This window comes from Oleiharenicola lentus (assembly GCF_051660365.1).
GTDB classification, from domain to species: Bacteria; Verrucomicrobiota; Verrucomicrobiia; order Opitutales; family Opitutaceae; genus Lacunisphaera; species Lacunisphaera lenta_A.
Map to the genome: position 1 here is coordinate 67,295 of NZ_JBOZXB010000001.1, position 25,558 is coordinate 92,852.

At 59.9% G+C, this 25,558-nt stretch carries 20 protein-coding genes; 15 read left to right on the forward strand and 5 right to left on the reverse strand.

What is annotated here, in order from left to right; all coding sequences use genetic code 11:
* Positions 1-80 precede the first annotated feature (80 nt).
* The 7 genes from ACRRQW_RS00250 to ACRRQW_RS00280 all read left to right on the forward strand — a co-directional run bounded on the left by ACRRQW_RS00250 (position 81) and on the right by ACRRQW_RS00280 (position 12,095).
* Complete coding sequence (locus ACRRQW_RS00250) at positions 81-1,379, forward strand: MgtC/SapB family protein (protein WP_438479077.1); 1,299 nt, start codon at positions 81-83, stop codon at positions 1,377-1,379.
* Positions 1,380-1,418: 39 nt separating this feature from the next.
* Complete coding sequence (gene lipB / locus ACRRQW_RS00255) at positions 1,419-2,087, forward strand: lipoyl(octanoyl) transferase LipB (RefSeq protein ID WP_438479079.1); 669 nt, start codon at positions 1,419-1,421, stop codon at positions 2,085-2,087.
* Positions 2,088-2,383: 296 nt separating this feature from the next.
* Positions 2,384-5,386 carry a histidine kinase gene (locus tag ACRRQW_RS00260; RefSeq protein WP_438479081.1) on the forward strand — a complete coding sequence of 1,001 codons (3,003 nt, stop codon included), beginning with the start codon at positions 2,384-2,386 and terminating at the stop codon, positions 5,384-5,386.
* Positions 5,346-6,131, forward strand: a complete 786-nt coding sequence (locus ACRRQW_RS00265; protein WP_438479083.1) for a LytR/AlgR family response regulator transcription factor — start codon at positions 5,346-5,348, stop codon at positions 6,129-6,131. Before ACRRQW_RS00260 ends, ACRRQW_RS00265 begins: the two co-directional genes overlap by 41 nt.
* A 189-nt stretch (positions 6,132-6,320) precedes the next feature.
* Positions 6,321-7,220 carry a lipoyl synthase gene (gene lipA, locus ACRRQW_RS00270; protein ID WP_438479085.1) on the forward strand — a complete coding sequence of 300 codons (900 nt, stop codon included), beginning with the start codon at positions 6,321-6,323 and terminating at the stop codon, positions 7,218-7,220.
* Positions 7,221-7,326: 106 nt separating this feature from the next.
* Entirely contained in the window at positions 7,327-9,660 is a 2,334-nt protein-coding gene (locus ACRRQW_RS00275) for an immunoglobulin domain-containing protein (RefSeq protein ID WP_438479087.1), read from the forward strand.
* A 35-nt stretch (positions 9,661-9,695) separates the two neighbouring features.
* A complete protein-coding gene (locus ACRRQW_RS00280; protein WP_438479089.1) occupies positions 9,696-12,095 on the forward strand; it encodes an immunoglobulin domain-containing protein in 2,400 nt (799 codons plus the stop codon).
* Here ACRRQW_RS00280 and ACRRQW_RS00285 read toward each other — a convergent pair.
* Both ACRRQW_RS00285 and ACRRQW_RS00290 read right to left on the reverse strand, forming a co-directional pair.
* The gene (locus ACRRQW_RS00285; RefSeq protein ID WP_438482333.1) at positions 12,027-13,034 is read right to left on the reverse strand and encodes a YndJ family transporter; all 1,008 of its coding nucleotides are present in this window, start codon (positions 13,032-13,034) and stop codon (positions 12,027-12,029) included. The two genes, ACRRQW_RS00280 and ACRRQW_RS00285, sit on opposite strands and share 69 nt — an antisense overlap.
* Entirely contained in the window at positions 13,034-13,615 is a 582-nt protein-coding gene (locus ACRRQW_RS00290; protein ID WP_438479091.1) for a DUF1990 family protein, read from the reverse strand. The genes ACRRQW_RS00285 and ACRRQW_RS00290 overlap by 1 nt, the downstream gene beginning before the upstream one ends.
* A 175-nt stretch (positions 13,616-13,790) precedes the next feature.
* On the opposite strand from ACRRQW_RS00290, the gene ACRRQW_RS00295 reads away from it, so the two are divergent.
* The gene (locus ACRRQW_RS00295) at positions 13,791-14,561 is read left to right on the forward strand and encodes an AMP nucleosidase (RefSeq protein ID WP_438479093.1); all 771 of its coding nucleotides are present in this window, start codon (positions 13,791-13,793) and stop codon (positions 14,559-14,561) included.
* 18 nt (positions 14,562-14,579) lie between these two features.
* On the forward strand, positions 14,580-15,272 hold the full coding sequence (locus ACRRQW_RS00300; protein ID WP_438479095.1) for an MBL fold metallo-hydrolase: 693 nt from the start codon (positions 14,580-14,582) through the stop codon (positions 15,270-15,272).
* A gap of 111 nt (positions 15,273-15,383) precedes the next feature.
* Here ACRRQW_RS00300 and ACRRQW_RS00305 read toward each other — a convergent pair whose 3' ends face one another.
* A complete protein-coding gene (locus tag ACRRQW_RS00305) occupies positions 15,384-16,352 on the reverse strand; it encodes a hypothetical protein (RefSeq protein WP_438479097.1) in 969 nt (322 codons plus the stop codon).
* Positions 16,349-17,293, reverse strand: coding sequence for an SCO family protein (locus tag ACRRQW_RS00310; protein ID WP_438479098.1), 945 nt, complete (start codon positions 17,291-17,293; stop codon positions 16,349-16,351). Before ACRRQW_RS00310 ends, ACRRQW_RS00305 begins: the two co-directional genes overlap by 4 nt.
* Positions 17,294-17,390: 97 nt before the next feature.
* Between ACRRQW_RS00310 and ACRRQW_RS00315 the strand changes: the two genes are divergently transcribed.
* The 4 genes from ACRRQW_RS00315 to ACRRQW_RS00330 all read left to right on the forward strand — a co-directional run bounded on the left by ACRRQW_RS00315 (position 17,391) and on the right by ACRRQW_RS00330 (position 21,280).
* Complete coding sequence (locus tag ACRRQW_RS00315; protein ID WP_438479099.1) at positions 17,391-18,353, forward strand: COX15/CtaA family protein; 963 nt, start codon at positions 17,391-17,393, stop codon at positions 18,351-18,353.
* A complete protein-coding gene (gene cyoE / locus ACRRQW_RS00320; protein WP_438479101.1) occupies positions 18,350-19,273 on the forward strand; it encodes a heme o synthase in 924 nt (307 codons plus the stop codon). Before ACRRQW_RS00315 ends, cyoE begins: the two co-directional genes overlap by 4 nt.
* A 7-nt stretch (positions 19,274-19,280) precedes the next feature.
* A complete protein-coding gene (locus ACRRQW_RS00325) occupies positions 19,281-19,742 on the forward strand; it encodes a DUF420 domain-containing protein (RefSeq protein ID WP_438479103.1) in 462 nt (153 codons plus the stop codon).
* Between the two features lie 77 nt (positions 19,743-19,819).
* Positions 19,820-21,280: a PQQ-dependent sugar dehydrogenase gene (locus tag ACRRQW_RS00330; RefSeq protein WP_438479104.1), complete on the forward strand. Its 1,461-nt coding sequence runs from the start codon at positions 19,820-19,822 to the stop codon at positions 21,278-21,280.
* A gap of 176 nt (positions 21,281-21,456) precedes the next feature.
* On the opposite strand, the gene ACRRQW_RS00335 is transcribed toward ACRRQW_RS00330, so the two are convergent.
* Entirely contained in the window at positions 21,457-21,987 is a 531-nt protein-coding gene (locus ACRRQW_RS00335) for a plastocyanin/azurin family copper-binding protein (RefSeq protein WP_438479106.1), read from the reverse strand.
* Between the two features lie 205 nt (positions 21,988-22,192).
* Between ACRRQW_RS00335 and coxB the strand changes: the two genes are divergently transcribed.
* Positions 22,193-23,497, forward strand: coding sequence for a cytochrome c oxidase subunit II (gene coxB / locus ACRRQW_RS00340; protein ID WP_438479107.1), 1,305 nt, complete (start codon positions 22,193-22,195; stop codon positions 23,495-23,497).
* 46 nt (positions 23,498-23,543) lie between these two features.
* A complete protein-coding gene (gene ctaD, locus ACRRQW_RS00345) occupies positions 23,544-25,556 on the forward strand; it encodes a cytochrome c oxidase subunit I (RefSeq protein ID WP_438479108.1) in 2,013 nt (670 codons plus the stop codon).
* Positions 25,557-25,558: the final 2 nt, after the last annotated feature.

Consider the following 25,558-nt stretch of genomic DNA (forward strand, 5'->3'; position numbering starts at 1 on the left):
AGAACCAAACCCATTTTCCAAGTGAGGATTTTTGTCGCGAACATCGGCGCATTTTCGTGTCTGTATACCTTTCGCCTCGCATGCAGTTACACCCCTTGATGCTCGCCATAATTGCCAGCGCCGGTCTCGGCGCCGTGATCGGCTTGATCCGTCAATGGAGCGAGCAGGCGGACAAAACCAAAACCGGTGAATTCAGCGGTGTGCGCACGTTTACGTTTTGGAGCGTGCTCGGCTGCGTGGCGGCATTTTTATCCGAAGAATATTCGCCCGCGGTTCTCCCCGTCGTCGTGGCCGCAGTCGGCGCCCATTTTGTAGTCTCGGGATTACGGGCCACGGGCACCGCCGCACCTGTCGGCAGCACGACCTTTGCGGCGACACTACTCACGATCTGCGTCGGCGCGCTCGTGACGTGGCAACGACGTGAAGAAGCCGTGCTCATCAGCGCGATCACGGTGGTGCTGCTCGGTTTGAAACATCCGATTCACGCGTGGACGCGCGCGTTCACGGAAATCGACATGCGCGCGACCCTGCAATTCGTCGCCATCACCGGCGTGATTCTGCCCTTGGTGCCAAATAAGGAATTTGGGCCATTCAATGGCTTTAATCCGTTCTCCACTTGGATGATGGTCGTGTTGATCTCGGGCGTAGGCTTTGCCGGATATGTCTCCATGCGGTTGTTAAACGCGCGCTCGGGAATTTTTCTCACGAGTCTGCTCGGCGGCATCGCGTCGAGCACAGCGACCACCCTCGCCTTCAGTCGGCGCAGCCGCGATGACGAGAAACAATCCGCCAATTACGCGATGGCGGTGGCCATCGCCTGCACCGTGATGATTCCGCGTCTCGTGATTCTCGTCGCGTTTCTAAACCGGCAACTTGCGCTGGAATTGTTGATTCCGTGCGGGCTGATGATGGCGCCGGGCATACTCTACATCGCGTGGGCGTGGTGGACGCAAAGCCAAACCAAACGTGACGCGCCGCAGCCGATCATCACGAATCCGCTCAACTTAAAAGCCGCACTGCAATTCGCGGCCGCCTATGCGGTCGTGACATTTTTGGTGAAAGCGGCCGAGCACTGGGATCACTTAAAAGACGGCGTGCTCACCCTAGCCTTCGCGTCGGGCTTGCACAGTGTCGACGCGATCGCGTTGACCGCTGCCGGCCAATTCGGCGAAGCCTTCCCCGCCAGACTCGCCGCCGAAGCGGTGGTGCTCGCGGCGATCGCGAACTCCATCACGAAAGCGGGGATTGCAGCCGTGTGCGGCTCAGCCACCTTACGCTGGCACGTCGTCGGGTTGATGGCCGTCACCGTCGCCTGCGGGCTGGTTGGATTTTTCGTGCTCGAAGGCGGACTCGACGAAACAGTTGCACCGGCGAATTAGTTGGGAAAAGTTGCGGCGATGACCTCGCCTGCCAGCGCCATGAATACGCTTCCCGTATCGACGATCGACTGGGGTCGCACGCGCTACAGTGAGGCGTTTAAGCAGCAGGAAATTCTCCTCGCGCAACGCCAGGCCGGCGACATCGGCGACACGCTGGTCTTCACGGAACACGAACCGGTCTTCACGCTCGGCGTGCGCAAAGACGCGGCGCAACATCTGCTCTGGCAAGAATCTGAACTCGGGCAACGCGGCATCGAACTCGTTCAGTCCAACCGCGGCGGCGACATCACCTATCACGGTCCCGGGCAAATCGTCGGCTACCCGATCGTCAGCCTCGATGCGCGCAAAGATCTGCACGCTTACCTACGTTTTGTTGAACAAGTCCTCATCAACACCGTCGGCACCTTCGGGCTCGCCGCCGCGCGTCGCGACGGCAAAACCGGCATCTGGCTCGGCCCGCGCAAAATCGCCGCCATCGGCATCGCGGTGAAAAAGTGGACGACGTATCATGGCTTCGCTCTCAATGTGAATCCCGACCTCACTCACTTCGAGGGCATCGTGCCGTGCGGGATCACCGACGGCACCGTCACCTCCATGCAAGCCGAACTCGGCGGCAACGCGCTCCCGGTTGCCGAAGTTAAAGCCGTGCTCGCCAAGGAATTTTGGGGACTGTGGGCGCAGTTTATTGCGGAAGCCCCCTCCGCTTAGACTCAGACGGCGACAATTTGGTGGCCTTTCTGTTTATGCGTCCGCTGCGAGTTCGCGTGTGACGAACGGCCCTAAACGTAGATGCAATTTTATAACTTAAAGCCTTCATACGCAATGATTCTTGCGGATGCTAACCTGTCCGATTTATACGACCAAGTATTACACCTCACGCGTCTGCACCCCGCGCGATTGCGATCTTCATTTTTCTATTCCTTGCCGCCGGCAAGGTGTGGAGCGCGGCTTTGCCGGCACGTTTTTCCGGCACGCCCATCGTCCGCAGTTTTACGCAGGGTGAGATGCCGATCAATCCACCGGCGCGGGCGGTCGCGATTCATCCGCGTGGCTTCGTTTACGTCGCCTCGATTGACGGTCTGGCGGAATACGACGGCGCGACTTGGCAGCGCGTCGCGGGCACGGAAGGCCTGATCGTCCACAACGTCGCCGTCACTCCGCAAGGCCACGTTTATTACAGCGGCGCGGAAACGTTCGGGCATCTGGTGCGTAACGGGCAAGGTGCGTTGCAAGCGCAGCCGTTGCAGACGCAACTCGCGACCGCCGACCGGCGCGTCGGCCATGTGCTGCGGATCGCGCTCGCCGGCGAGTCGGCGGTGTTCGCCCCGCAAGGCGCGGAACATTTTCTCGTGCGCGCACAACCGAACGGCACCGTTGAAAAAATTCCGCTGACCGGTCGCTGCACCTCGCTTTTCGCGCACGCGGGGGCGGTGTTCTTTACGGTCGGAACCGAACTTTGGCGCGTCGAAGCAAATTCCGCACCGGCGCGCGTGGCGACGCTGCCGCAGTTGCGATCAATCGCCGTGGTGGCCACGCACACGACCGCGGGTGGCGAGGCGCTCTTAATTTGCTCCGATGGCTTGCATCGCTGGGACCGCGACGAGGCGCCGCTGCTTTCCAAAGATATTGTCACGCTGCTTGCAGGCGACCGCATCACCAGTTGCGCCGCACTCGAAGACGGCACGTTGTTACTCGGCACCGACGCACACGGCCTCCTCATCGTCGATACCGAAGGCCGCGTGCTCGCGCATTACACCGAGAACGACCGCAACTTTCCCATCTCAGGAAAAATCGCCGCGCTCACCGGCGACACTTGGAGCGGCGTGTGGATCTCGCACTACGGCGGAGTCACGCGCGCGCAGTTCAATTCACCCACGTCGCTGCATGATATCGCGGGAGGATTTGCGCGCGTGGAGAGTTTCGCGTTTCACCACGGTCAACTCCATGTCGGCACCACGCGCGGCGTCATGGTGCGCGGGAGCGACGACGGGCAATTTAAACTTTTACCGCAAGGCGGCATCGACACGTGGGCGCTGCTCAGCACCAAAGACGGCTTGGTCGTCGCCGGCGATGATCTGCGCCTGATTCGTCCAGACGGCAGTGTGCAATTGATCGAGGAACAACGCCTCGGGTTTCGCTCGGCGATTTTTCTGCGGCGCGATCCGAATTGCCTGCTCGCGAGCACCGGCCCAGGCGGACAGTTGCGCGTTTACCGGCGCCAACGTTCACAGGCGGGCGAAATCACGTGGCGTTTCGAAGGCCTGGTCGCCAGCGTGCGGGCGCCGCTTTATCCGCTGGTCGAAGACGATGCAGGTTGGATCTGGAGTTCGCGCAACCGGCTCGAAATCGTGCGGCTCGACTGGCGAAAAGGCATGCGGCTCGATACGCCGCTCGAAAATCTTGGCGCGGAGCACGGCCTGACTGGCGCGGGAGCGGCTTCGTTTCGCGTGCGCCTATTTTTGCTGAACGGGCAGATCGAAGTTTCGAGCCAGGATCAACTGTGGCGGTTCGATCCAATCGTGAATCGTTTTGTCGCCGAAGATCGCATCGCGGGCGGGTTCGATGCGAAGCGTTGGTCGCGGGCGTTCCCACTTAGCGATGGTTCGCTGTGGCTTGCCAATTCTCAGGACAACGATCCGCCAGCCCTCGCCCGTGCCACGACGCCAAACGCCTGGCGCTTCGAGCCGTTGACCGGCACCGACCTGGAATCGCTTCGTCCGACCGCGCTCATCGACGATCCGGCGACGGGCACGTTGTGGCTCGGACACCTCGGGCTGGCCGCGTTCGATCTCCGTTGGAAAACGCGCGACACGTCACCGCCCAGCGTGGTGATTCGCGAAATTGCGAGTCGCAACGGAAAGAGCCTGTGGCGCGGCAGCAACGACGAGACGCGCCAGCTGTCTTTCGAAGACACTTCGCTCGGCTTCACTTACGCCGCGCCTTATTTTCATTCGGACACGCTTGGGCGCACAAAAATTTCCTATCGCACGCAACTTCAGGGCGTCGACGCGGGCTGGTCGGATTGGAGCGAACACACCCAACGCGACTACTCGAATCTTCCCTCGGGAAATTTCTCTTTTCGGGTGCAGGCACGCGACGCCAGCGGTAACAGCGGACCGGTCAGCCAGCTTCGATTCACGCTGCCCACGTTGTGGTGGCGCACGTCGTGGGCGGTCGTCGCGTATTTCGTGTTTGGTCTTCTGTCCATCGCGAGCCTGATCCACCTGCGCACGCGCGCGCTGCAAGCTCGCGCCGCGCGATTGACGGCCACCGTGGCGGAACACACCGCCGAATTGCTCCAGCAAAATCGTGAGTTGAAGCGACTGCACCAGTTGGAATTGAACCAAAAATCGGCGGCGCTCCTCGCCGAAGAAAAAGCCCGGCTCGAAACGCTGCGCTACCAACTCAATCCGCATTTCCTGTTCAACACGCTCACGTCGATCAGTGCGTCCCTGCCCGAGAACGCCACAGCGACGCGCACGATGGTGCGGCGGCTCGCGGATTTTTGCCGCATCACGCTCCATCGTGGCGAAGACACCGAACGCAGCAACGTCGGTGAAGAGATGCGGCAACTGCGCACCTATCTCGAAATAGAACAGTCGCGCTGGGGCGATTTGCTGGAGGTCACCATCGACTGCCCGCCGATGCTGGAGTTGGAACCGCTGCCCCATTTCCTGCTGCTGCCGCTCGTGGAAAATGCGATTAAATACGGGCGCGCAACCAGTCAGGATCGCATCATCGTGCGCTTGAGTGTGCGCCGCGAACCCGAAGAACTGGTGCTCGTGGTTGCCAACTCCGGTGAATGGATCGAAACCGACGCGGCGCGACGCGGCACTCCCTCGTTTGGCATCGGCCTTGCGAATTTGCGCGAACGTCTCGCGCGTTACTATCCGCGCGCGCACGAGTTGATTTTTTCGCACACGCCTGGCTGGGTCAGCGTCACGCTGCACCTGAAGATTTTTCATCATGATTTCCCGTCCCCCCACTCTGCGCACCCTCATCATTGAGGACGAAGTGCCGAATCGCGTGGAACTCCGCGCGAAACTCGCCGCTCATCCCTTCATCACCGTCGTGGGAGAATCCGGCACGCTACGCGCTGCGCGCGCCCTACTCCAGCAAGCGGACTACGATCTCGTGTTTCTTGATGTGCAAATTATCGGTGGCGAATCGTTTGAACTCATCCCCGACGTGCGGCCCGGCGCGCGGATTATTTTTGCGTCGGCTTACGATCATTACGCGTTTCGCGCGTTCGAAATCAACGCACTCGATTACCTCTTAAAGCCAGTCGACCCCGCGCGGCTGGCCTTGAGTTTGAGCAAACTCGCCCAACCTGAACCCGAAGACGACGACGCGCCGGCTGCACAAGCTACAAACAGCCATCGCCAACGCCACGCGTTGCGCCTCGACGACACCGTTTATCTGCGCTCCGGCCAGCGCGCCCGTTTTGCGCCGGTGGCGCACATCAGCGTCATTACCGCGCAGGATAATTATTCGGAGGTGCTGTTCGCTGACGGCACGCGCATTTTCCTGCGCAAAAGTTTAAAAGCGTGGGAAGACTCGTTGCCGACGAGCGCGTTCATGCGCGTGCACCGCACGCAAATCGTGAACCTCACTCACGTGACAAATTACCAGCGCGACAGCGACGAGCACACGTCACTTTTCCTCGCCGGCGTCGCGCAGCCCGTTTCCGCCAGTCGGCTTCGCTGGAGTGAACTGCGCGAACGTCTCGCGCACCTGCGGCCAACTCCGTGACCGCCGCAGGCGTCGAAGTTACAACCGGCGAAACCGTTTCCTTCCCAGCAGGTTCCGATGGCGTAAACCGGGGTTAATTTAAACCGCAGATTAACACAAATTAACCCAGGTGAAGTCGCGCTTCTGGGCTGTTTCCGTGAAAAAATCTGTGTGCAACTTCGGCCATCTGTGGTTTCTTAACGCCTCTTCATGACGACCGCCCTCCGCAAACCCGACTGGCTCCGCGCCAAGCTGCCCTCCGGCCCCGGCTACAATGCCACGCGTCGCCTCGTTGAAGAGAACAAGCTCCACACCGTCTGCCAAAGCGCGCAGTGCCCCAACATCGGCGAATGCTGGGCGCGCGGCACCGCGACGGTCATGATTTTGGGCAACATCTGCACGCGCTCCTGTAATTTTTGCGCGATCCAGACCGGCCGTCCGACCGAATACGATCTCGGCGAACCTGCACGCGTCGCCGACGCCGTCGCGAAGATGAATTTAAAGCACTGCGTCATCACCTCCGTCGCCCGCGACGATTTGAAAGACGGCGGCGCCAGCGTCTGGGCCGCGACGATTCGCGCCACGCGCTACCGCAACGCCGACTGCGCGATCGAAGTCCTCACGCCGGACTGGAAAGGCCGGCTCCACGACCTCGACACCGTGCTCGACGCTAAACCCGACATTTTTAACCACAACCTCGAAACCGTCGAACGCCTGCAAAAACCCGTGCGCGTGCAAGCCCGTTACGATCGTTCGCGCTCCGTGCTCCAACACGCGAAGAGCCGCGGGTTCACCACGAAGACCGGCATCATGCTCGGCATCGGCGAGACGCACGAAGAAGTGGAAAAAACGCTCCGCGACATCGCGAGCGACAAGACCGACATCCTCACCATCGGCCAATACCTGCAGCCCACGCCGCAACATTTGAAAGTCGAACGCTGGGTGCATCCCGACGAGTTCAAGCACTGGAAAGAATTTGGCCTGAGCATCGGCCTCGGCGTCGTCGAAAGCGGCGCGATGGTGCGCTCCAGTTACCACGCCGACGAACAGTCGCAAAAATACACCGGCGTCGAACATCTGAATACCCAGAACGCGCTCGCGGGCGTTTGAAGTCAGACCGTTTTGTGCGGTTCAGTTCTAGCAAACGAGACAGGTTATTCGCACGCCGATAGCGGAGTAGTCCGTGGAGGTTGTCATTGGAAGTATCCGCACTTCCATGAAACCTTCCCGCTTACTTACCCTGCTGATCGGGCTTACGATCTTAACGGCAATCGCTCACGCTGAGTATGTGTTCACTCACATCGCCGGCCCACTTGGCGGTGCTGGGAATGCCGATGGAGCCCCGAACATCGCGCGCTTTAACAGCCCGCGCGCAGTCGCCTTTGACCGTCAAGGAAACCTCTTTGTCATCGATGGCGGCAACCGTTCGATCCGCAAAGTGGCGCCGAATGGCACCGTCACAACCATCGGCCTGACCCCTGGCCTGAATCCGAGCGGCTTGGCCGTCGACGATTCAGGCACGCTCTACGTCGCTGATTCGGGGACCTCGGTCATATATAAGATCACTTCCCAAGGCTCCATCGCGTTTGCCGGAGCCCGTTACGACCCGTTCTATTCCGGCAATATTCCCATTGGCATCAATCGCGACGGCTTGGGAACCGACGCCCGCTTCTATCAACCCTACGGCTTGGCGCTCGATCACTCCGGCAATCTCTACGTCGCCGATTCCGGAAACCAGACGATCCGGAAAATTACTCCCGACGGCAACGTTACCACCCTTGCGGGCACGCCCAATATCCGCGGCAGCGTCGACGGCACCGGCAGCACCGCGCGTTTCGCCGGACCGGTCAGCATCGCAGTCGATGCGTCAGGCAATCTGTTTGTCGCTGATGTCAGCACGATCCGGCGCGTCACTCCAGGCGGAGTTGTGACTACGATTGCGGGAGCGGCAGAACTCGGCACGGTGGATGGCGTAGGTTCAGCGGCGCGTTTCAATCGCCCGACGCTCGCGATCGATTCATCCAACACCCTTTATATCAGCGAACGCGGTCACGTCATTCGCAAGGTGACGCTCGACGGCACCGTCACCACGATCGCCGGGTTGGCCAACGCGCTGGGCTCTGCCGATGGCACCGGCTCCGACGCGCGGTTCTTTGAACCCGGTCAGCTCACCGTGAGTTCCTCCGGCGATCTTTTTATTCCCGATTCCAGCAATGATACGATCCGGCAACTGCGCTTGCCTTCGACTGTTTCCACCTTCGCCGGCGTGGCAGGAAACACTGGCGCGGTTGATGACGCCGGGACAAAGGCGTCGTTCGATTCCCCGTGCGGCATCGCCCTCGATGCGTCCGGTAATCTGATCATCGCCGACCGGGAAAACCATCGGATCCGGAAAATTTCTCCCAACGGTCAGGTTACAACGCTCGCGCCGGGTAACGGACGCTTTCTTGAACCAAGCGGGGTTACGGTCGATGCATCTGGAAATGTTTACACCAGCGACGCGGGAGCCAATATTGTGCGCAAAATCACTCCGCAAGGCACCGAGACGATTTTCGCCGGCAAAAGCCGGATTTTCGGCAGTGCCGACGGCACCGGCTCCGACGCAACCTTCGCCTACCCGCTGGGCATCACGATCGCGAAAAACGGCACCCTCTACGTATCCGACACCGCCAACAAAAAAATCCGGATGGTTTCCCCGCAGGCCGTCGTGACCACGCTGAACATCACTTCCGCCGAGACGCCGTTGAAAGCACCGAACGGATTAGCGGTGGACGCAGCTGGAAACATCTACGTCGCAGACCGCGACGCACGCGTCGTGCTAAAAATCACTCCCGCCGGCGTGCTGACGGTCGTCGCGGGCTCGCCCGACAAATTCGACCACGTCGATGGCGTCGGCTCAGCGGCGCGTTTTCGTGGCCCGTGCGGCGTCGTCATAGACAGCAAAGGCAATCTCATCGTCACCGACGACAAAACCATCCGGCAGATCACGCCGACTGGTGTCGTGACGACCATCGGCGGAAACCCCGACATCTACGGCAGCGCCGACGGTGCCGGTGGCAATGCGCACTTTTTCAGCGCCTTCGGACTGGCGATCGATAACGCCGACAACCTCTACATCACCGAGGAGATGAATTCCGCCATCCGCAAAGGCACGCTGAACATCGGGCCCTCTATCCAAACTCATCCACAGAGTTTATCCGTAAATCAGGGCGCTTCGGTTCAACTTAATGTCGTCGCAACAGGCACGCCGGCACTCACGTATCAGTGGCAATTCAACGGCACGGCGATCAACGGCGCGACTGGCAGTTCCTTCACGCTGGCGGGTGTTACTTCTGCCAACGCCGGCACCTACACCGTCGTCGTGAGCAATGCACTCGGCAGCGTCACGAGCAACGCCGCCACGCTGACTGTGACGTCAGGCTCCACGCCTGGCTCCGGAGGGGGAAACAGTTCCGGTGCCAGCGGAGGCGGCGGCGCGCCTTCTCATTGGTTCGGAGCACTCCTCGCGTTGCTGACCATCGTGCGCGGGTGGTCACGGCGAGCCAGATAACCGAAACGGCCTGTCAGTCACTCAAGTTTCACTCCATGAATTTTTCCCTCATGCGTTTGTTCCTGGCTACGAGCAGCGTTGTCGCTGTGTGCGGCCTGCGCGCGGAATCATTTCCCGTGTATCGCTGGTCGACCATCGCCGGTCGAAGCAGCGTCGGTTCCGAAGATGGCGTCGCGCTGAGTGCACGGTTCAACGCGCCGCACGGTCTGGCCCGCGACTCCGCCGGGAATATTTACGTTGCCGATACCGACAATCATTCGATTCGAAAAATCTCAACCGACGGAGTGGTTTCCACGCTGGCTGGCTCCTCTGGTAAATCCGGCAGCCTGGACGGCAACGGTGCCGCCGCACGTTTCAAATCCCCCAAAGGCGTCGCCGTTGATCCCAATGGCAATGTCTACGTCAGCGATGCAGGTAACTTTCTGATTCGTAAAATTTCGCCCGCGGGTGACGTCACTACGTTAGCGGGACAAGCAGGGAAAAGCGGAAACGCCAATGGCTCCGCTTCGATGGCACTATTTGAGAAACTCGATCAAATCACTGTCGACGCAAGTGGCGGCGTCTACGTCACGGACAATGGCATCCGGCACATCGCCGGGGGGACGGTGCAGACGATTTTTCAAAGCATTCAACTCACCACGGGAAACGGTTTGGCCGTAACGATCGCTCCGTCTGGGAGCCTGACCTGCTCGCCTGCGGGCGAGCTTTTTTTCGCAGGCCATGCGGTCCCCGTGAGTAATGCGAGTTTCTACCTCTACACCCATCGCCTCATGAAACGAAGCGCAGCGGGCGTGATTTCCATCGTGGCGAGTGCCGACTACTCGGATCCCGCCATCTTCCTGTTCGGCTCGAATCTGCCGCGCATCGTCGCGATGGCCACCGATGCGGCGGGCAGGCTCTATTTCGCATTTCATTATTTATCCACCACGCCGATCTATCATTTGGCGATGATTACCGGCGACGAGCGAATCATCCTCAAAGGTAACGTGGTTGCCCACTCCGGAGCGGCGAGCGTTCCCCTCGGCCTCGCCGTGGATGCTGCCGGCACATTGTTTTACACGCGGGATGCAGACAGCGCGATTTTCAAAGTTACGACTGGAGTAGGCCCTAGATTATTGGCTGGCACAGAAACTAATGCCTACGGCACTGACGGCGCTGGAAATGCCGCTCGTTTTGCAGGCATCACTCACCTCCAGGTCGATCGCAATGGTGACGCGTTGGTCACGGACACGAACCTACGTTGGTTTCAGGACGATGGATTTTATTCAGGCGTGAATCTTCGCAAAGTCACCCCGGCGGGCAACGTCCGCACGGCCTACACCGTCGTTCAGACGATCAGTCCCGGGCGCTACGCCAGCGGGCTCGCCGTGGATCGCACGAACAACATCATGCTCTCCATCACCGACTATTATGCACGGTTCACGCGGATCGCAAGCGATGGCCGGACGAGTATGATCGAGCGCGGCGATTTCAACTACCCATCGAAAATCGCCTTCGATGCCGCCGATCAACTGCTCGCCGCAGAAAGCCGCCGCATTCATCGGCGCAACCATCAAGGTGCTTGGGAAGTGCTCGCCGGTGCCAATGCCAGTGCAGAAATCAAAGATGGCACGGGTGCCGATGCTCGCTTCAGCGCCATCACTGCGCTCACGACGAATACCGGCGGCGAAATTTTTGTGCTCGATCAGCTGCCGACCTCCGCCACGACAACGCGCACCGCGCTCCGGCGGGTGCAATCGAGCGGCACGGTCACCACGCTGCGCGCCGACCTCAGCCAGCCGGTTGGCACGATCTCCGATTATCCGCTGGATCTCGCCGTTAACTCCCGCGGCGAGTTTGTTCTCGTCTACGATCGCACCATCCGACTTCTCACTTCGATTGGAAACAACGTGATCCTCGGCGGAGCCAACGACGATTCAACAACCCGTGACGGCACCGGTGAGAATGCCCGCTTCGACGCGCCTCTCCGCGTGGCCGTCGATGCACAAAACAATCTCTTCGTATCCGACAACTACGGGCAGACATTACGTCGCGGCGAATTCCTCGGTTACAGTCCCGACATCACCACGCAACCGCGCAGTCTCAGCGTCAGCGCAGGCAGCAGCGCCCAGTTTTCGGTGATGGCGACCGGCGCCACCCACTACCAATGGTCGCGCAATGGTGAGCCGATCAACGGAGCAACCAGCAGCACGCTCACGCTGCCAAATGTCACCGCGTCCCACGACGGTAACTACACGGTGGCGGTCGGCAATGACCTCGGAGCGGTCTCGAGTGAAGTCGCGGTGCTCGCCATCACCACTAATTCCAACCCACCCGCCGGCGGCAACGGTGGGAGCGGCGGTGGTGGGTCGCCCTCCCTGTGGTTCCTAGCGGCGCTGCTGATGTTGGCCGCGGCGCGCACCCGATTTAAGCGAGATGTCAGGTTTGGCACATAACGCCAGCACCCACCCCAGCGCCGCGCACTGCGCGAAGCCAAGCGCGTTCGCAGTTCCGTGCAGGGCGCGCATCCATGGAATGTTCAGCCATGGTAACGGCATCACAAAAGTCCGCGCGGAATAAAGCAGCGCGAGCGTCATGCCGAAAAACAGCGAAAAACCCGCGATCACCCACAATACGCGCGCAGCCAACGGCCAGCGGTTTTCTTGCGCGAGTTTGATCTGAAGAATCGCCACCACCATTCCGCTCAAGCCGAGCACCAAGCCGGCGAGCAATTCCAGCGCGTGCCCCCAGTTGAGTTGCGTGGCCGTGATGCCGACAGCGACCAACGGAACGCCAGCGAGGACGCCCCACCCCGCGACCGCAGTCACGCGCGGAAAATGAGTTTCGCGCCACACGCATCCTGCGACGACCGGCAGCACCAGCCCCGCAAAATGAAAATGCACGGCGGTCAGCTGCACGATGTCAGACCCAAACCCGAGCGGATGCATTCCGAGTCGATCCGCCAGCGTCCACGCGCCGCCGACGGCGATGAACACCAGCCCGGTATCACGACACTGTTCCCAGTGCGAATGCCAGCCGCGCGCGATAATTCTCAGTCCGCCCGCAAGTGCGAGCAACGCCGTCACCCCGATCCACGGTGCAGCCAGCAACGCAGCGGTGACTCCAGGCTTTTGCGCGCTCGACACCATGAGCAACACCGCGGCGGGCAACTGCAGCGTCGCGGCCAGCGCCAGCAATTTTTCCGGCCATGCGTCACTCGAAAAATCACGCACGAGCGCAATGACGAGCGGCACGAGCACGAACGCCGCGAGCAACAAAATCGCCGCCGACCAATATGCCCCGCGCAGGTCGTTCACCGACCAAACCGTGACCAATATCCACGCCAACGCCCCAAGGCCCGCGCGAATCAGTGCGGAAAGAATCACCGGCGTCATCACGCCAGCGCCTCCCCGACCGCGCGTTGCATCGACGTTTTCGATTCGACCGCAAAGCGCCGCTGCTGCGCTCGCGCGAGCGGTTTGAATAATTTCACCGGCCAATAGCGCGGCTGCGAAAACGCGCGCAAATCATACCACACCGAATCATCGGGCAACCACTCGATGGAGAAACGTTCTTCGCCCGTTTCCACGTGTGCCTTGAGCGTGCCGTAAGCAAAACCGAAACGCCGCACCGGTGTCGTCTCGTTGATCGTATAAACAACGCGGCACGCATTCAGCCACCAGAAGCCATACACGTGAGCGAGCATGGCGACCGTTGTGCCGGTGCTCAGCGGCGCGCGCTCCGGTAAAATTTTCGTCCACGACTCCGGAAACATTTTCCAGGCGCGCAAGGCGTCGCACGCCGCATCGAAAGCGCGTTCGCCGTGACCGAGGCACCCGCGATTCACATCTATGTTGTAACCCGCGAGCATCGCCCCGCGAGAAGCGCCTGCTTCCGTGTAGCTGAAGTGCGCCGACGATTGCACCTCCAGAAACTTCCGGATCTCTGCTTCAGACGGGTAAGCGAGCGACCACATGCGCGCAGCCTGCCCAATCGAGCAGCGTCTGTCGATGTCGCCGCTTCATCTATTAAAAACGGTGCTCACACTTATCACCCGCAGCGCTCGCATCCGCACGACGCCGAGGCGCGTTTTACTTTTGCCTCGCGCAAAGTCGCACCGCGATTAATTCTTTGCGGGCAAAGCAATCGCCATGAACACCAAGAAACAAATCGTCCACGACTGGCTGCCGCGCTATACGGGCGTCGCCCTCAAAGATTTCGGAAAATACGTCCTGCTCACAAATTTCCACCGCTACGTCGAACTCTTTGCCAACTGGCACCGCGTGCCCGTCAAAGGCCGCGATAAACCGATGACCAGCGCCACCGCCGGCGGCATCACCATCATCAATTTCGGCATGGGCAGCGCGACCGCCGCGACGGTGATGGATTTGCTCAGCGCCGTGCATCCTGAAGCGGTGCTCTTTCTCGGCAAATGCGGCGGACTCAAACACCGCGCCAAAATTGGCAGTTTCATTTTGCCGATCGCGGCCATCCGCGGCGAAGGCACCAGTAACGATTATTTCCCGCCCGAAGTTCCCGCGCTGCCCTCGTTCGCGCTGCAAAAGGCGATCTCCACCACGATTCGCGATCACAAAAAAGATTATTGGACCGGCACGGTTTACACGACCAACCGCCGCGTGTGGGAACACGACACGGTGTTCAAAAAATATTTGAAGCGTATCCGCGCGATGGCGGTCGACATGGAAACGGCGACGATTTTCACGACTGGTTTCGCGAACGAAATTCCCACGGGCGCGCTGCTGCTCGTCTCGGACGAACCCATGACGCCCGAAGGCGTGAAAACCAGCGCCAGCGATAAGAAAGTCGATACCGACCACGTTTCCGAGCACCTGAAAATCGGCATCGAGTCCTTGAAGCAGCTCAAGAACAACGGCCTCACGGTGAAGCATCTGCGGTTCTAATTTTCGTCGAACACCACGATGCTCGTCCGGATCAAAGGCACGATTTCCAACAGCTACTTGTTGCTGGGCGACAAGCCGGTGCTCGTGGATACCGGCGCGCCGGGCGATTTGAAACGCATCATCGCCGCGCTCAAGGCCAATGGCGTCGCGCCCAAAGATCTCGCGCTGATTCTGCTCACCCACGGCCATGGCGATCACGCGGGCTGCGCAGCGGAATTGCGCCGCCGCACCGGCGCGAAAATCGCGATTCACACCGCTGACGCGCCGCTCGCGCGCGCCGGTCGGAGTGGCGTGCTCGCCGTGCAAGATATTCTGGGACGTTTCATGCGGCCTTACATCGACGAAGAGTTTGAACCGTTCGAGCCGGACATCGTGTTTGAACAAGGCATTGCGTTGGAGCCTTATGGCCTGCGCGGTCGGGTGCTGCCTACGCCGGGTCACACCCTCGGATCGGTCTCGGTGATTCTCGCCAATGGCGAAGCGCTGATCGGCGACGTCTTGCGCGGAAGCATCCTATGGCCGAACCGCGCGCGCGAACATTACTTCTGCAACGACCCCGAACGTAACCAGCACAGCATCGTGCGGCTCGCGCGCGAAGGCTTGCATCGTTGCCATCCCGGAAATTTCGGCAGTTTCCCCGGCACGCAACTTGGCCGGTTTTTGCACACCGACGGCGGCGAGTTGTTCGAACTCTCCAGCGAACCGGTGTGAGACTTAGACTTTATAAAAATTAACCACGAATGGACACGAACTGACCCGAATGAAGAGCCATTGATTGGTTTCTATTCGTGTGAATTTGTGTCCATTCGTGGTTCAAAAAAATCACGGCAACACATCCACCCAGAACGGCACGAACGTTTCGCGGCCTCCGATGTTCACCTGCGCCCAGATTACGTAACGACCGGGCTGAGGAATTGTGATCTTGAAATTTAATTCAGGATTCACCGCATCCGGGGGTTTCGAGAGATCGGTTTCATTGGGATGCAAATGCGCGAAGCCCGAGCGCGTTTCATCGAACGCCACCAGGTGCGCGAACGCATCCATCACTGGCTGCAGCGGCACCGCGCGTTTCTCCGTCCCTTGCGCGCTGATACGGAATTTCAAGTCGGTCACTTGTCCGGCGCGAATCAAGGTCGGCGTGACGAGTTCGAAATTAAAACCGCCACCTTGCCACGTCGTGTTGCTGCTGCGGATGACTTTAGCCACGAGGCCGGGAACTTCAAAATCGACCGACGCATACAACCCGCGAGCCGTCGCGGCGGGAGTGAAATCGGCAAACACGCGATACGTGCCGGGTTTTTCCGGGCTGAGCGTGAAAATCCACTCGCCATTTTTGCGGCCCGGCTCCGGATGAACGTGTTGATAATCGCCGAGCGTCGGATCAACCACGAGCAAGTGAAGTTTGCGCGTGTGCGCGACGAGCAAGTCGGCCGGCCCGATCGGCTTTCCGCCGGAAGTCTGCATCGTGAGCGTGAACTCGATCGGCTGATTCACCGCGGGCGCGCGACTTGATTTCAGCGCCAGCTGCACCGGCGAACGCACCGCGACAACCGGGATGAACTGTGGATTCGCCGGATCGCAGAATTCGATCATCCCCTTTCCTTCCGCACGGAAATCCATGTGGTTCAGGTTGCTCGCCGTCGGCATCAGGCGGATTGCAAAATACACGCCCAGCGCCACGACGGTGATGAGCGCGACTTGTTTCCACGGCAGCGCGGACGCGGGCTTTTTTCCGCCGGAGTGGCCCCACGGATTTTCGGAACGCACCAAATCGATTTCGCGTTCGCTCATGATCTTTTTAAACGGCGAACAAATTCATCGACCGGCCACGAGCTACCATCGATCCGGTAGCTGATTTTTCCCTGCTCGTTGATGAGCACAGTTGCGAGCGTGTGCTTGATCGTCGCGCCCTCGAACTCGCGAATGATGCCGAGTTGCGCGAGCAAGTGACGCACGGCCGCATCAGGGCCGGTGAGGAACGACCAGTTTGCCGTGTCGATGCCGCGCACTTCCGCGTATTCCTTCAACACGCCGGGCGTGTCGTATTCCGGATCGAGCGAAATAGAGACGAGTTCGAAATTTTTCACGCCGGCGTCCTTCGCGGCTTTTTGCAGATCCATCATGCGCAGTGTCGCCGCCGGGCACATCGTGGCGATCGGGCAACGCGTGAAAATAAAGTTCAACACGATCTGCTTGCCGCGAAACCGATTCGCGTTCACCGCGCGCCCTTCTTGGTCAAGCAGGGTGAACAGCGGCATCTCTTCGCCGATCTCACGGTAAACGCCTTTGCCACGCGTCGAGGTGTCTTGCGCGAGTGCGTTGGTCGCGGCGGCAATCGCTTGCGTCGTCACGGCGTCGTCGGGCCAGATTTTTTCGAGGAAATAATCGTCACCGCGCTCGACCATCTCGGCGCGGATGCGCTGGCCGGGCTTGGCGTTTTGCAAATCGCCCGAGGTCTCGACCCGAAACTCCATCGTCATCGCGGGCATGTAGCCTTTGATTTCATCGTGTTGCACGATGAGCACTTTTCGTGCGAGGTCCGCTTTAAGAACCTCGCCCGTTAACGCATAGCGTTTTTCGCCGGGGACTGAAGGCGCAGTCGGCGATTGAGTTGCGGCGTTCGCAGCCGGTTGAGTTGCGCCGGCTTCGCGCTTTCCACATCCGGTGAGCACGCCGGCGGCCATTAGCAAACTAAGGGCGAGGCGCGAGGCAGGCGAATAACCGGGGTGCATGCTGAACACACATTTGCCACCGGCGCGGATTGTCAAAAGGTTTGCGCCGTCCCCACGCCAAGTATCACCTGCCCGCTTCACGCCTAATTTTTAACTGATGGCCCGCACCTCCACCTACAAACCCGGTCTCGCGTGGTTCGCCGCGCTCGGCAGCGCGTGGGTGTTTGTGCTCGTGGCGCTGGGCGCATTCACCACGACGATTGGCGCGGGCATGGCGTTTGCGGACTGGCCGCTTTCGAACGGCTCGATCAATCCCGACGGCTGGCTCGAAGAAATCGATAAATTCGCCGAGCATTCGCATCGCCTGAGCGGCACCGTGATGGGCTTGGTGACCATTGCACTCGCGGTGTGGTTGCAACGCCGCGAAGAGCGCGCGTGGTTGCGCAAACTGGGCTGGTGGGCGCTCGGCATCGTGATTTTCCAAGGCATCCTCGGCGGTAAGCGCGTGTTGCTCGATTCCATTGGCGTGCCCGGGTTCGACATGACGCTCGGCCAGATGCTGCGCATCCCGCATGGCGTGCTCGCGCAGGTATATGTGTGCGTGCTGTTCGCCATCGCAGCGGGCGTGTCGCGTCCGTGGGTGGAAAATAATTTCGGTGTCGCCAGCGCGCGTCTGCGCAAGATCGGTTGGTGGTGCGTCGCGTTGCTCGGCATCCAGCTGATCGTCGCCACGAGCATGCGGCACAACCACGCCGGCATGGCGATCGGCACATTTCCGTTTTCGACACCGACGGGCGACTTACTGCCGGCGCATTGGGATTATCGCGTTACGCTGCAATTTATCCACCGGGTGATGGCGATGTTGATCGGCATCGCGGTGCTGGTTTACGGACACTTCTTATGGCGCGAGAAATCGCTTACGTTGTTTCTGCGGTCAGCGAGTTTCTTGTTGGTCGGGCTGGTTTCTCTGCAAATTTACCTCGGGGCGCAGATCATCTGGACGGGTCGCAGCGTTTACATGACGACGGGCCACGTAATCATCGGGGCGCTGACGCTCGCGACGACGTTCGTGGTGGCTTTTTTCACGGGGCGCGACTCGATTGAGCGCCCACGCCCATGACCGAGACCCACGAAAAGCTTCCCGCCACTGCTCCGGTTGATACCGGCATCCCGCTCTGGCGGCAGTATTTCGAACTGACGAAGCCGCGCCTGAGCCTGATGTCGGTGATCACGGCGATGATCGGTTACCTCGCCGCGGTGCCCTACTCGTTCGTCGATTGGCCGCGGATGTTTTTCGTCGTGCTCGGCACGGCGCTGTGCGCGGGCGGCGTGGCCTCGCTCAATATGTATATGGAGAGCGACCTCGATGCGTTGATGAAACGCACGGCGGATCGCCCGATTCCTTCCGGGGCGGTCGCGCCGGGCTCGGCGTTTATCATCGGCTGGATCATGTGCATCGCGGGCCTCGCAGTTTTATTTAAATTGGTGAACGGCATGTCGGCGTTCGTCGCGCTCGCGACCATCGTGGCTTATCTCGCGATCTATACGCCGGCGAAACGCTGGTCGCGTTGGAACACCGAGATCGGCGCCATCAGCGGAGCGCTGCCGCCGTTGATCGGCTGGGCGGCGGCGGGACGTTCGAATCATCTGCTCGGGTGGACGTTGTTCGCGATTCTTTACACATGGCAGATGCCGCACTTTTTTTCACTCTGCTGGACGTATCGCAAGGACTACGCCGCTGCCGGCATGAAGATGCTTTCGGTGCTCGATCCCAGCGGCGTGCGCGTGGCGCGCCGGGCGTTTATCTGGACAGTGTTGCTGGTCGCTTCGAGTTTGTTGCCGACGCTCTGGGGTTACTGCTCGTGGTATTATTTCTCTTTCGCCGCGGCACTCGGCCTGTGGATTTTGAAATCGGCGATCACATTCCTGAATCCCGAAAAACGCGACACTGAGGCGCGCAAACTTTTCTTTATCACGCTCGGCTACCTGCCACTCGTGCTGGGGCTGTTAGTGATCGACCGATTTATTTTCAAATTCTGACGCGACCATGACGATCAACGACATTCCCGCGCTCAACGCGACGCTCAACGGACTCGCCACGATTCTCATCAGCATTGGCTTCATTTTCATCAAACGCGGCAAAATCCTCGCTCACCGCCGCACGATGATTTCCGCGTGTGTGGTGTCGGCGATTTTTCTAGTCGGTTATCTCACTCACAAATTCCTCAAAGGAATGGCCGCCGGCGCGGGCGAAGCGGTGCACACCAAATTCGGCGGCACGGGCGCAATCGCTCTCGTGTATTACGTGATGCTGATTTCGCACATCATTCTCGCCATCGCGATCGCCTACCTCGTGCCGCGCACTTTTTTCTTCGCGATCAAAGGCGATATCGTTTCGCACAAGCGCTGGGCGAAGTTCACGTTTCCAATCTGGTATTATGTCTCGGTGACCGGCGTGCTGGTGTATTTTTTCCTCTACGTGTGGTGGCCGAGCCAGCCAGTCGCTTAACCGCCGGCGTGCGGGCGTAATCAGCGCGCAGACAAATCGGAACTGAATCTCGAAATGCCAGTCAGTTTGGCGTGCCCATGTTCACGCCGCACATCTTTGTTGTTGGTTTTCTTTTGGGCGCTGCCGTCGGTTGCGCGGAAGAACCGGCCGCACCCGCGCCGCCTCCCCCTGCGGGACGCGACGCGACGAAAATTTACGCGGATTTTTGCGCCGCGTGTCATGGCGACAATCTTCACGGCGGCAAAGGCCCGAGCCTCCTCACCGAGAAATCCAAATACGGCCGCGACGATGAGAGTTTAACCAAGATGATTTTGAAGGGGCGGCCGGCGGGCGGAATGCCTGGTTTCGCCGCGGCGCTGAACGAAGCGGAGGTCATCGGCCTCATCGCTTACATCCGTGAAGTTTCGATGCGGGTCGTCGATCCCGCGCTCGCGAAATCCACTGACCTGCCCGTCGCCGTCCAGAAAAGTGAAAAGCACTCGTATCGGCTGGAGTCGGTCGCGGAAGGACTCGATGTGCCGTGGTCGTTTGTGTTCCTGCTCAATGGCCACTTGCTGACGACCGAACGCCCGGGTCGCTTGCGCCTGGTCATTGATGGCAAACTCCAACCTGAGCCCATCGAAGGCGTGCCGGAAGTTGTCGCGCACGACGAAGGCGGTTTGATGTCGATCGAACTCGATCCCGATTTCGCGAAGAACGGCTGGATCTATTTATCGTTCAGCGATGCCGGGGAAGAACCGGCGGCCGAGACCACGACTGCGATGACCAAAATCATTCGCGCGCGTCTGCGTGACAATCGCCTCGTCGATCACGAAACGATTTTCAGCATCCCGAAGGAGAACTACCAGAAAGGCTTCGTGGGTTACGGCTGCCGCCTGCTTTTCCACGGCGAGTATTTATATTTTACCGTCGGCGACCGCTGGCTGCCGCAGGACGCGCAAGATCTCAGCAAGGCGAACGGCAAAGTGCATCGCGTATTCCGCGATGGCCGCATCCCACCCGATAATCCTTTCGTGGGTCAGCCCGACGCGATCGGCTCGATTTGGAGTTACGGCAACCGCAACCCGCAGGGCCTCGCCGTCGATCCGCGCAACGGCGCGATTTGGGAAACCGAGCACGGTCCGCGCGGCGGGGACGAACTCAACCACATCCTGGGCGGCGCGAACTACGGCTGGCCGATCGTCACCCACGGCATCAACTATGACGGCACGCCCATCAGCAGTCTCACCGAAAAAGACGGCCTGACCTCGCCGGCGAAACACTGGACACCATCGATTGCCGTGAGCCCGATAGGATTCTACAAAGGCAACCGCTTTCCCAATTGGAAAAACAACCTCTTCCTCGGCTCGCTCGGGCAGCAAAAACTTCTGCGTTTCGAAATCAACGACCGCAACGAGATCACGCACGAAGAAGAGCTTTTCAAAGGCTTGGGCCGCGTGCGCGACATCCAGACCGGCCCGGACGGATTACTTTATCTCTCGCTGGAGTTGGTCGGTCGACCCGGGCGCATCGTGCGCTTGGTGCCGGTTCAAAACTGAGTTCGATGCAAAGGTAGTCGCCGGTCTCCGCACCGGCGACGCGCTGCGTAGGCGACTAAGCGTCGGTGCAGAGACCGACGCCCACCTCCCTCACGCGTTTTGCCGTAAAAAAACCTCCCGCGTGGCGGCGGAAGGTTTTGTGGAAAACGGAGTCAGTTTTTGCAAATTCGCAGGCCTTACTTGACGACCATCACGCCTTTCATGCCGGACGCGAAGTGTGCGGGGAACGTGCAAAGGAAAGGATACTCGCCCGGCTCGGTCGGCGCCTTGAACTTCACTTCGTCGCTCTGTTTCGGCCCGAGCATCTTGGTGTGCGCGATGACTTCGCTGGCCTTCGAGGCGGGGATATATTCGGTGCCCATGGCGGTGATGGCGGCGTTGGCGTAGGCCTTCACATCGGCCTCTTTCTTCAAAAGCACCCAATTGTGGCCCATCGCGGCTTTCGGCATCATGCCAGTGTTGGTCAGCGTCACGGTGACGTCCTGACCAGCGGTCACCTCGAAACGGGTGAGGTTAAATTTCATCGTGTCGTTCGCAGTAAACTCAAACAACGCCACGACGGGCGCTTTTGGAGCCGGCGCGCTGGCCACCGGAGCCGAAGCTGGGGCAGCCGCAGGGGTGGAAGCTGCTACTGTTTCAGTTTTCGGGCCGCAACCTGCAAACATCAGGCCGGCACCACAGAGAACGAGGGTAAGCGTTTTTTTCATGCAAAACGACTATCGCACAGCCGCCGAGCGTGCGCAATCCCGCGAAAAATCTTTGTGCGCACCTAATGCCAGACCTAGCGCTGTTAATACTCCCGCGTTTCAGCGGAGTTTTCATGGGTTTTAAGGTTGAATTGCCTGATTTTTTGCAAACGCTCGCCCAAGCATTCTTCCGCAGCGCACTACGCTGATGCCGCCATTGTTACACATGACTCGACCACGTATCGACCTACGCAAGGCTTCCCGCTTTGCGACCACACTCTTTGCCGGGCTTGGCCTGGCGTTTTTAACCGGCTGTAGCAAAGTCTTCAGCCTGAGCGGACACCAGTCCACCATGGTCACCGAAGGCCCTGTCGCCAAGGCCCAGTGGGACCTCTTCATGGTGACCGTTTGGGTGACCGGAGGCATCTTCATTGTGGTCGGCGCCGTGCTCGCCTATGCGCAGATCAAGTTCCGCGCCAAGCCTTCCGACGCGGGCAAGGCCGAGGTTCCGCACCAAGGCCACGGCAATCCGCTCATCGAAATCGGCCTCATCGCCGCCTCGATCGTGCTCCTCGCGTTCATCGCCATCCCGACGCTCAAGGACATCTGGTATACCCACGACGTGCCTGAAGCCGAGAAAGGCAACGCCCTCGAAATCACAGCGACCGGCTATCAATGGTGGTTCAAATTCGAATACCCCACCGAGATGGCTCCCATCCCGTCGGGCGGCGAAGCTCCCCTCACCACGGGCAACGAACTCGTTGTCCCGGTCGGCGTGCCAGTGCGCGTCGCGCTCCGCACCGTCGACGTCATCCACAGTTTCTGGATCCCGAAACTCGCCGGTAAGGTCGACATGATCCCGAATCGCGCGAACCATCTTTGGTTTAAGGCTGACAAAGCCGGTTACTTCTACGGCCAGTGCGCCGAGTATTGCGGCGAGTCCCATGCGATCATGCGCTTCCGCGTCATCGCGCTCGATAAACCTGACTACGATGTCTGGCTCGCCGCTCAAAAGCAGCCCGCGCGTAACGTCACTGCTCAAGCGGTCGCCTCCGCCAACGCTCCTCGCGTGCAATTCGCCAGCTACGTGCCAGTGAAGGGCGAAGCCTTGGCCGCGACGGAAGCGTTCGACGCCAATCCCTTCGGCGCGTGGCAAGCCCGTCAGGCTCCTCAGCCCGCGAACGAGAACGCGACTTTGATCGCGGAAGGTCACCGTCTCTTTAAAGAGAAGACCTGCACGAACTGTCACACCACGCGCGGTCACGATGGCGGCGGTGTGAACGGCCCCGATCTCACGCACGTCGGCGCGCGCAGCACGATTGCCGCCGGCGTCCTCGAAAACACTCCCGAGCGTCTGCACGCGTGGATCAAAGACCCACAATATTTCAAACCTGGCAGCAAAATGTATTACGGCCTCGGCGGCATGACCGGTTACGTCAAACCCGACGGCAAAGGTGGTTGGGAACGCAGCATCGTTCTCAGCGACACCGAAATCGACGCCCTCGTCGCCTACCTCCAAAGCCTGAAATAATCGGCTTCGTCGTTAAATTTAAAAGTCACTTCGACCCTCCCTTCTTATGGCCCAAGCCTTGGCTAAAAGCGATTACACCGGCGGCACTCATGTGCCTGCGGTGAAAACCTCCTTCGATCTCTTCCGCCGTCCCACGGCCAAGACCGGCCTCGCCGGTTGGATCACCACTGTCGATCACAAGAAGATCGGCATGATGTATGCCGCGTTCGCGATCTTCTTCTTCCTCGTCGGGGGCCTCGAAGCGTTGCTCATCCGCACGCAGCTGATCGTCCCGAACAATCGTTTCATCAGCGCCCAGCTCTACAACGAGTTGTTCACGATGCACGGCACGACGATGATCTTCCTCGCGGTCATGCCCTTGAACGCCGCGTTCTTCAATTTGCTCATCCCGCTCCAAATCGGTGCGCGCGACGTCGCTTTCCCGCGTCTCAACACGTTCTCCCTCTGGTCGTGGGTCGTCGGGGCGATTCTCCTGAACATCGGCTGGCTCTCCCACTTCGTTCCGGCGTGGAGCGGCTTCGGTGGTGCCCCTGACGTGGGTTGGTTCGGTTATGCCCCGCTCTCTTCCAAGGTGTTCTCCCCTGACATGTCGACCGACCTCTGGGTGCTCGGCCTGCAGATTCTCGGTCTTTCCTCCATCGTCGCTTCGCTGAACTTTATCGTGACGATCATCAACATGCGCGCCCCCGGCCTGACGATGATGCGCCTGCCGGTGTTTACGTGGATGACGCTCGTCACCAGCTTCCTCCTGGTGCTCGCGCTTCCGGCCATCGCCATCGCGCTCGTCGAGGTCATGATGGATCGCAATTTCGGCACGAGCTTCTTCGAGGTGTCGGGCGGCGGTCAGCCGATTCTCTGGCAGCACTTGTTCTGGGTGTTCGGTCACCCTGAAGTGTATATTTTGATTCTGCCGCCGATGGGTTACGTCTCGGAAATTCTCCCGACGTTCTCCAAGAAACCCCTTTTCGGTTACCCGATCATCGTGTTCTCCGGCGTGGCCATCGGGTTCATCGGCTTCGGTGTGTGGTCTCACCATATGTTCACGACTGGCATGGGCACGGTCGCCACGGCGGCGTTCGCGCTCGCGACGATGGCCATCGCGGTGCCGACCGGTGTTAAGATTTTCAACTGGATCGGCACCCTCTGGGGCGGTCAGATCACCACGCGCGTGCCAATGCTGTTCGCGCTGGGCTTTATCTGGATGTTCATGCTCGGCGGTTTCTCCGGCATCATGCACTCGGCCGCTCCGGCTGACGCGCAGCAGCAAGACTCCTACTTCGTCATCGCGCACTTCCATTACGTGCTCATCGGTGGCGCCACTTTCGCGCTGCTGGCCGCGATTCACTTCTGGTTCCCGAAGTTCTTCGGCCGCATGGTGCCGGAGCTCTGGGGCAAGATCTCCTTCTGGCTCATTTTCGCCGGCTTCAACGTCACGTTCTTCCCGATGCACTTCCTCGGCTTGAACGGCATGCCGCGCCGCACTTGGACTTACGATTCCAACATGGGTTGGAACGAAGGTAATTTGGTCGCCACCCTCGGCGCCTACACGCTCGGCATCGGCATCTTCACGTATTTCTCGGTGCTCGTTTACAGCTACTTCAAGGGCACGAAATGCGGCAACGATCCGTGGGACGCGCGCACGCTCGAATGGTCGATCCCTTCCCCGCCGCCTGAGCATAATTTCAATGCCATCCCGACGGTGCACGCCCGCGACGCCTATTGGTATGAGAAACATCACCAGGAGGAGATCACCAAGGAAAAGGCCGAGCACATCAAGGCCGAGGAATCTCACGGCGGCATCCACATGCCTGACCAGTCGTGGTATCCGTTCATCGCTTGCGTGGGCTTGCTGATCGGTTGCTACAACTTCGCACAACTGCACCACCCGGTCACCTTCTTCGGTAACCAAGTGCTGGCCTCCCACCTCCCGCTCGCCATCTCCGGCGGCGTGGTAACGCTTATCGCGCTGTATCTCTGGGCGCTCGAAGGCCCGGCCGGCTACCACATCCACATCGCGGCTGACGGTAAAGTCACCGAGTCCCGCGGCGACCACCACTAAGC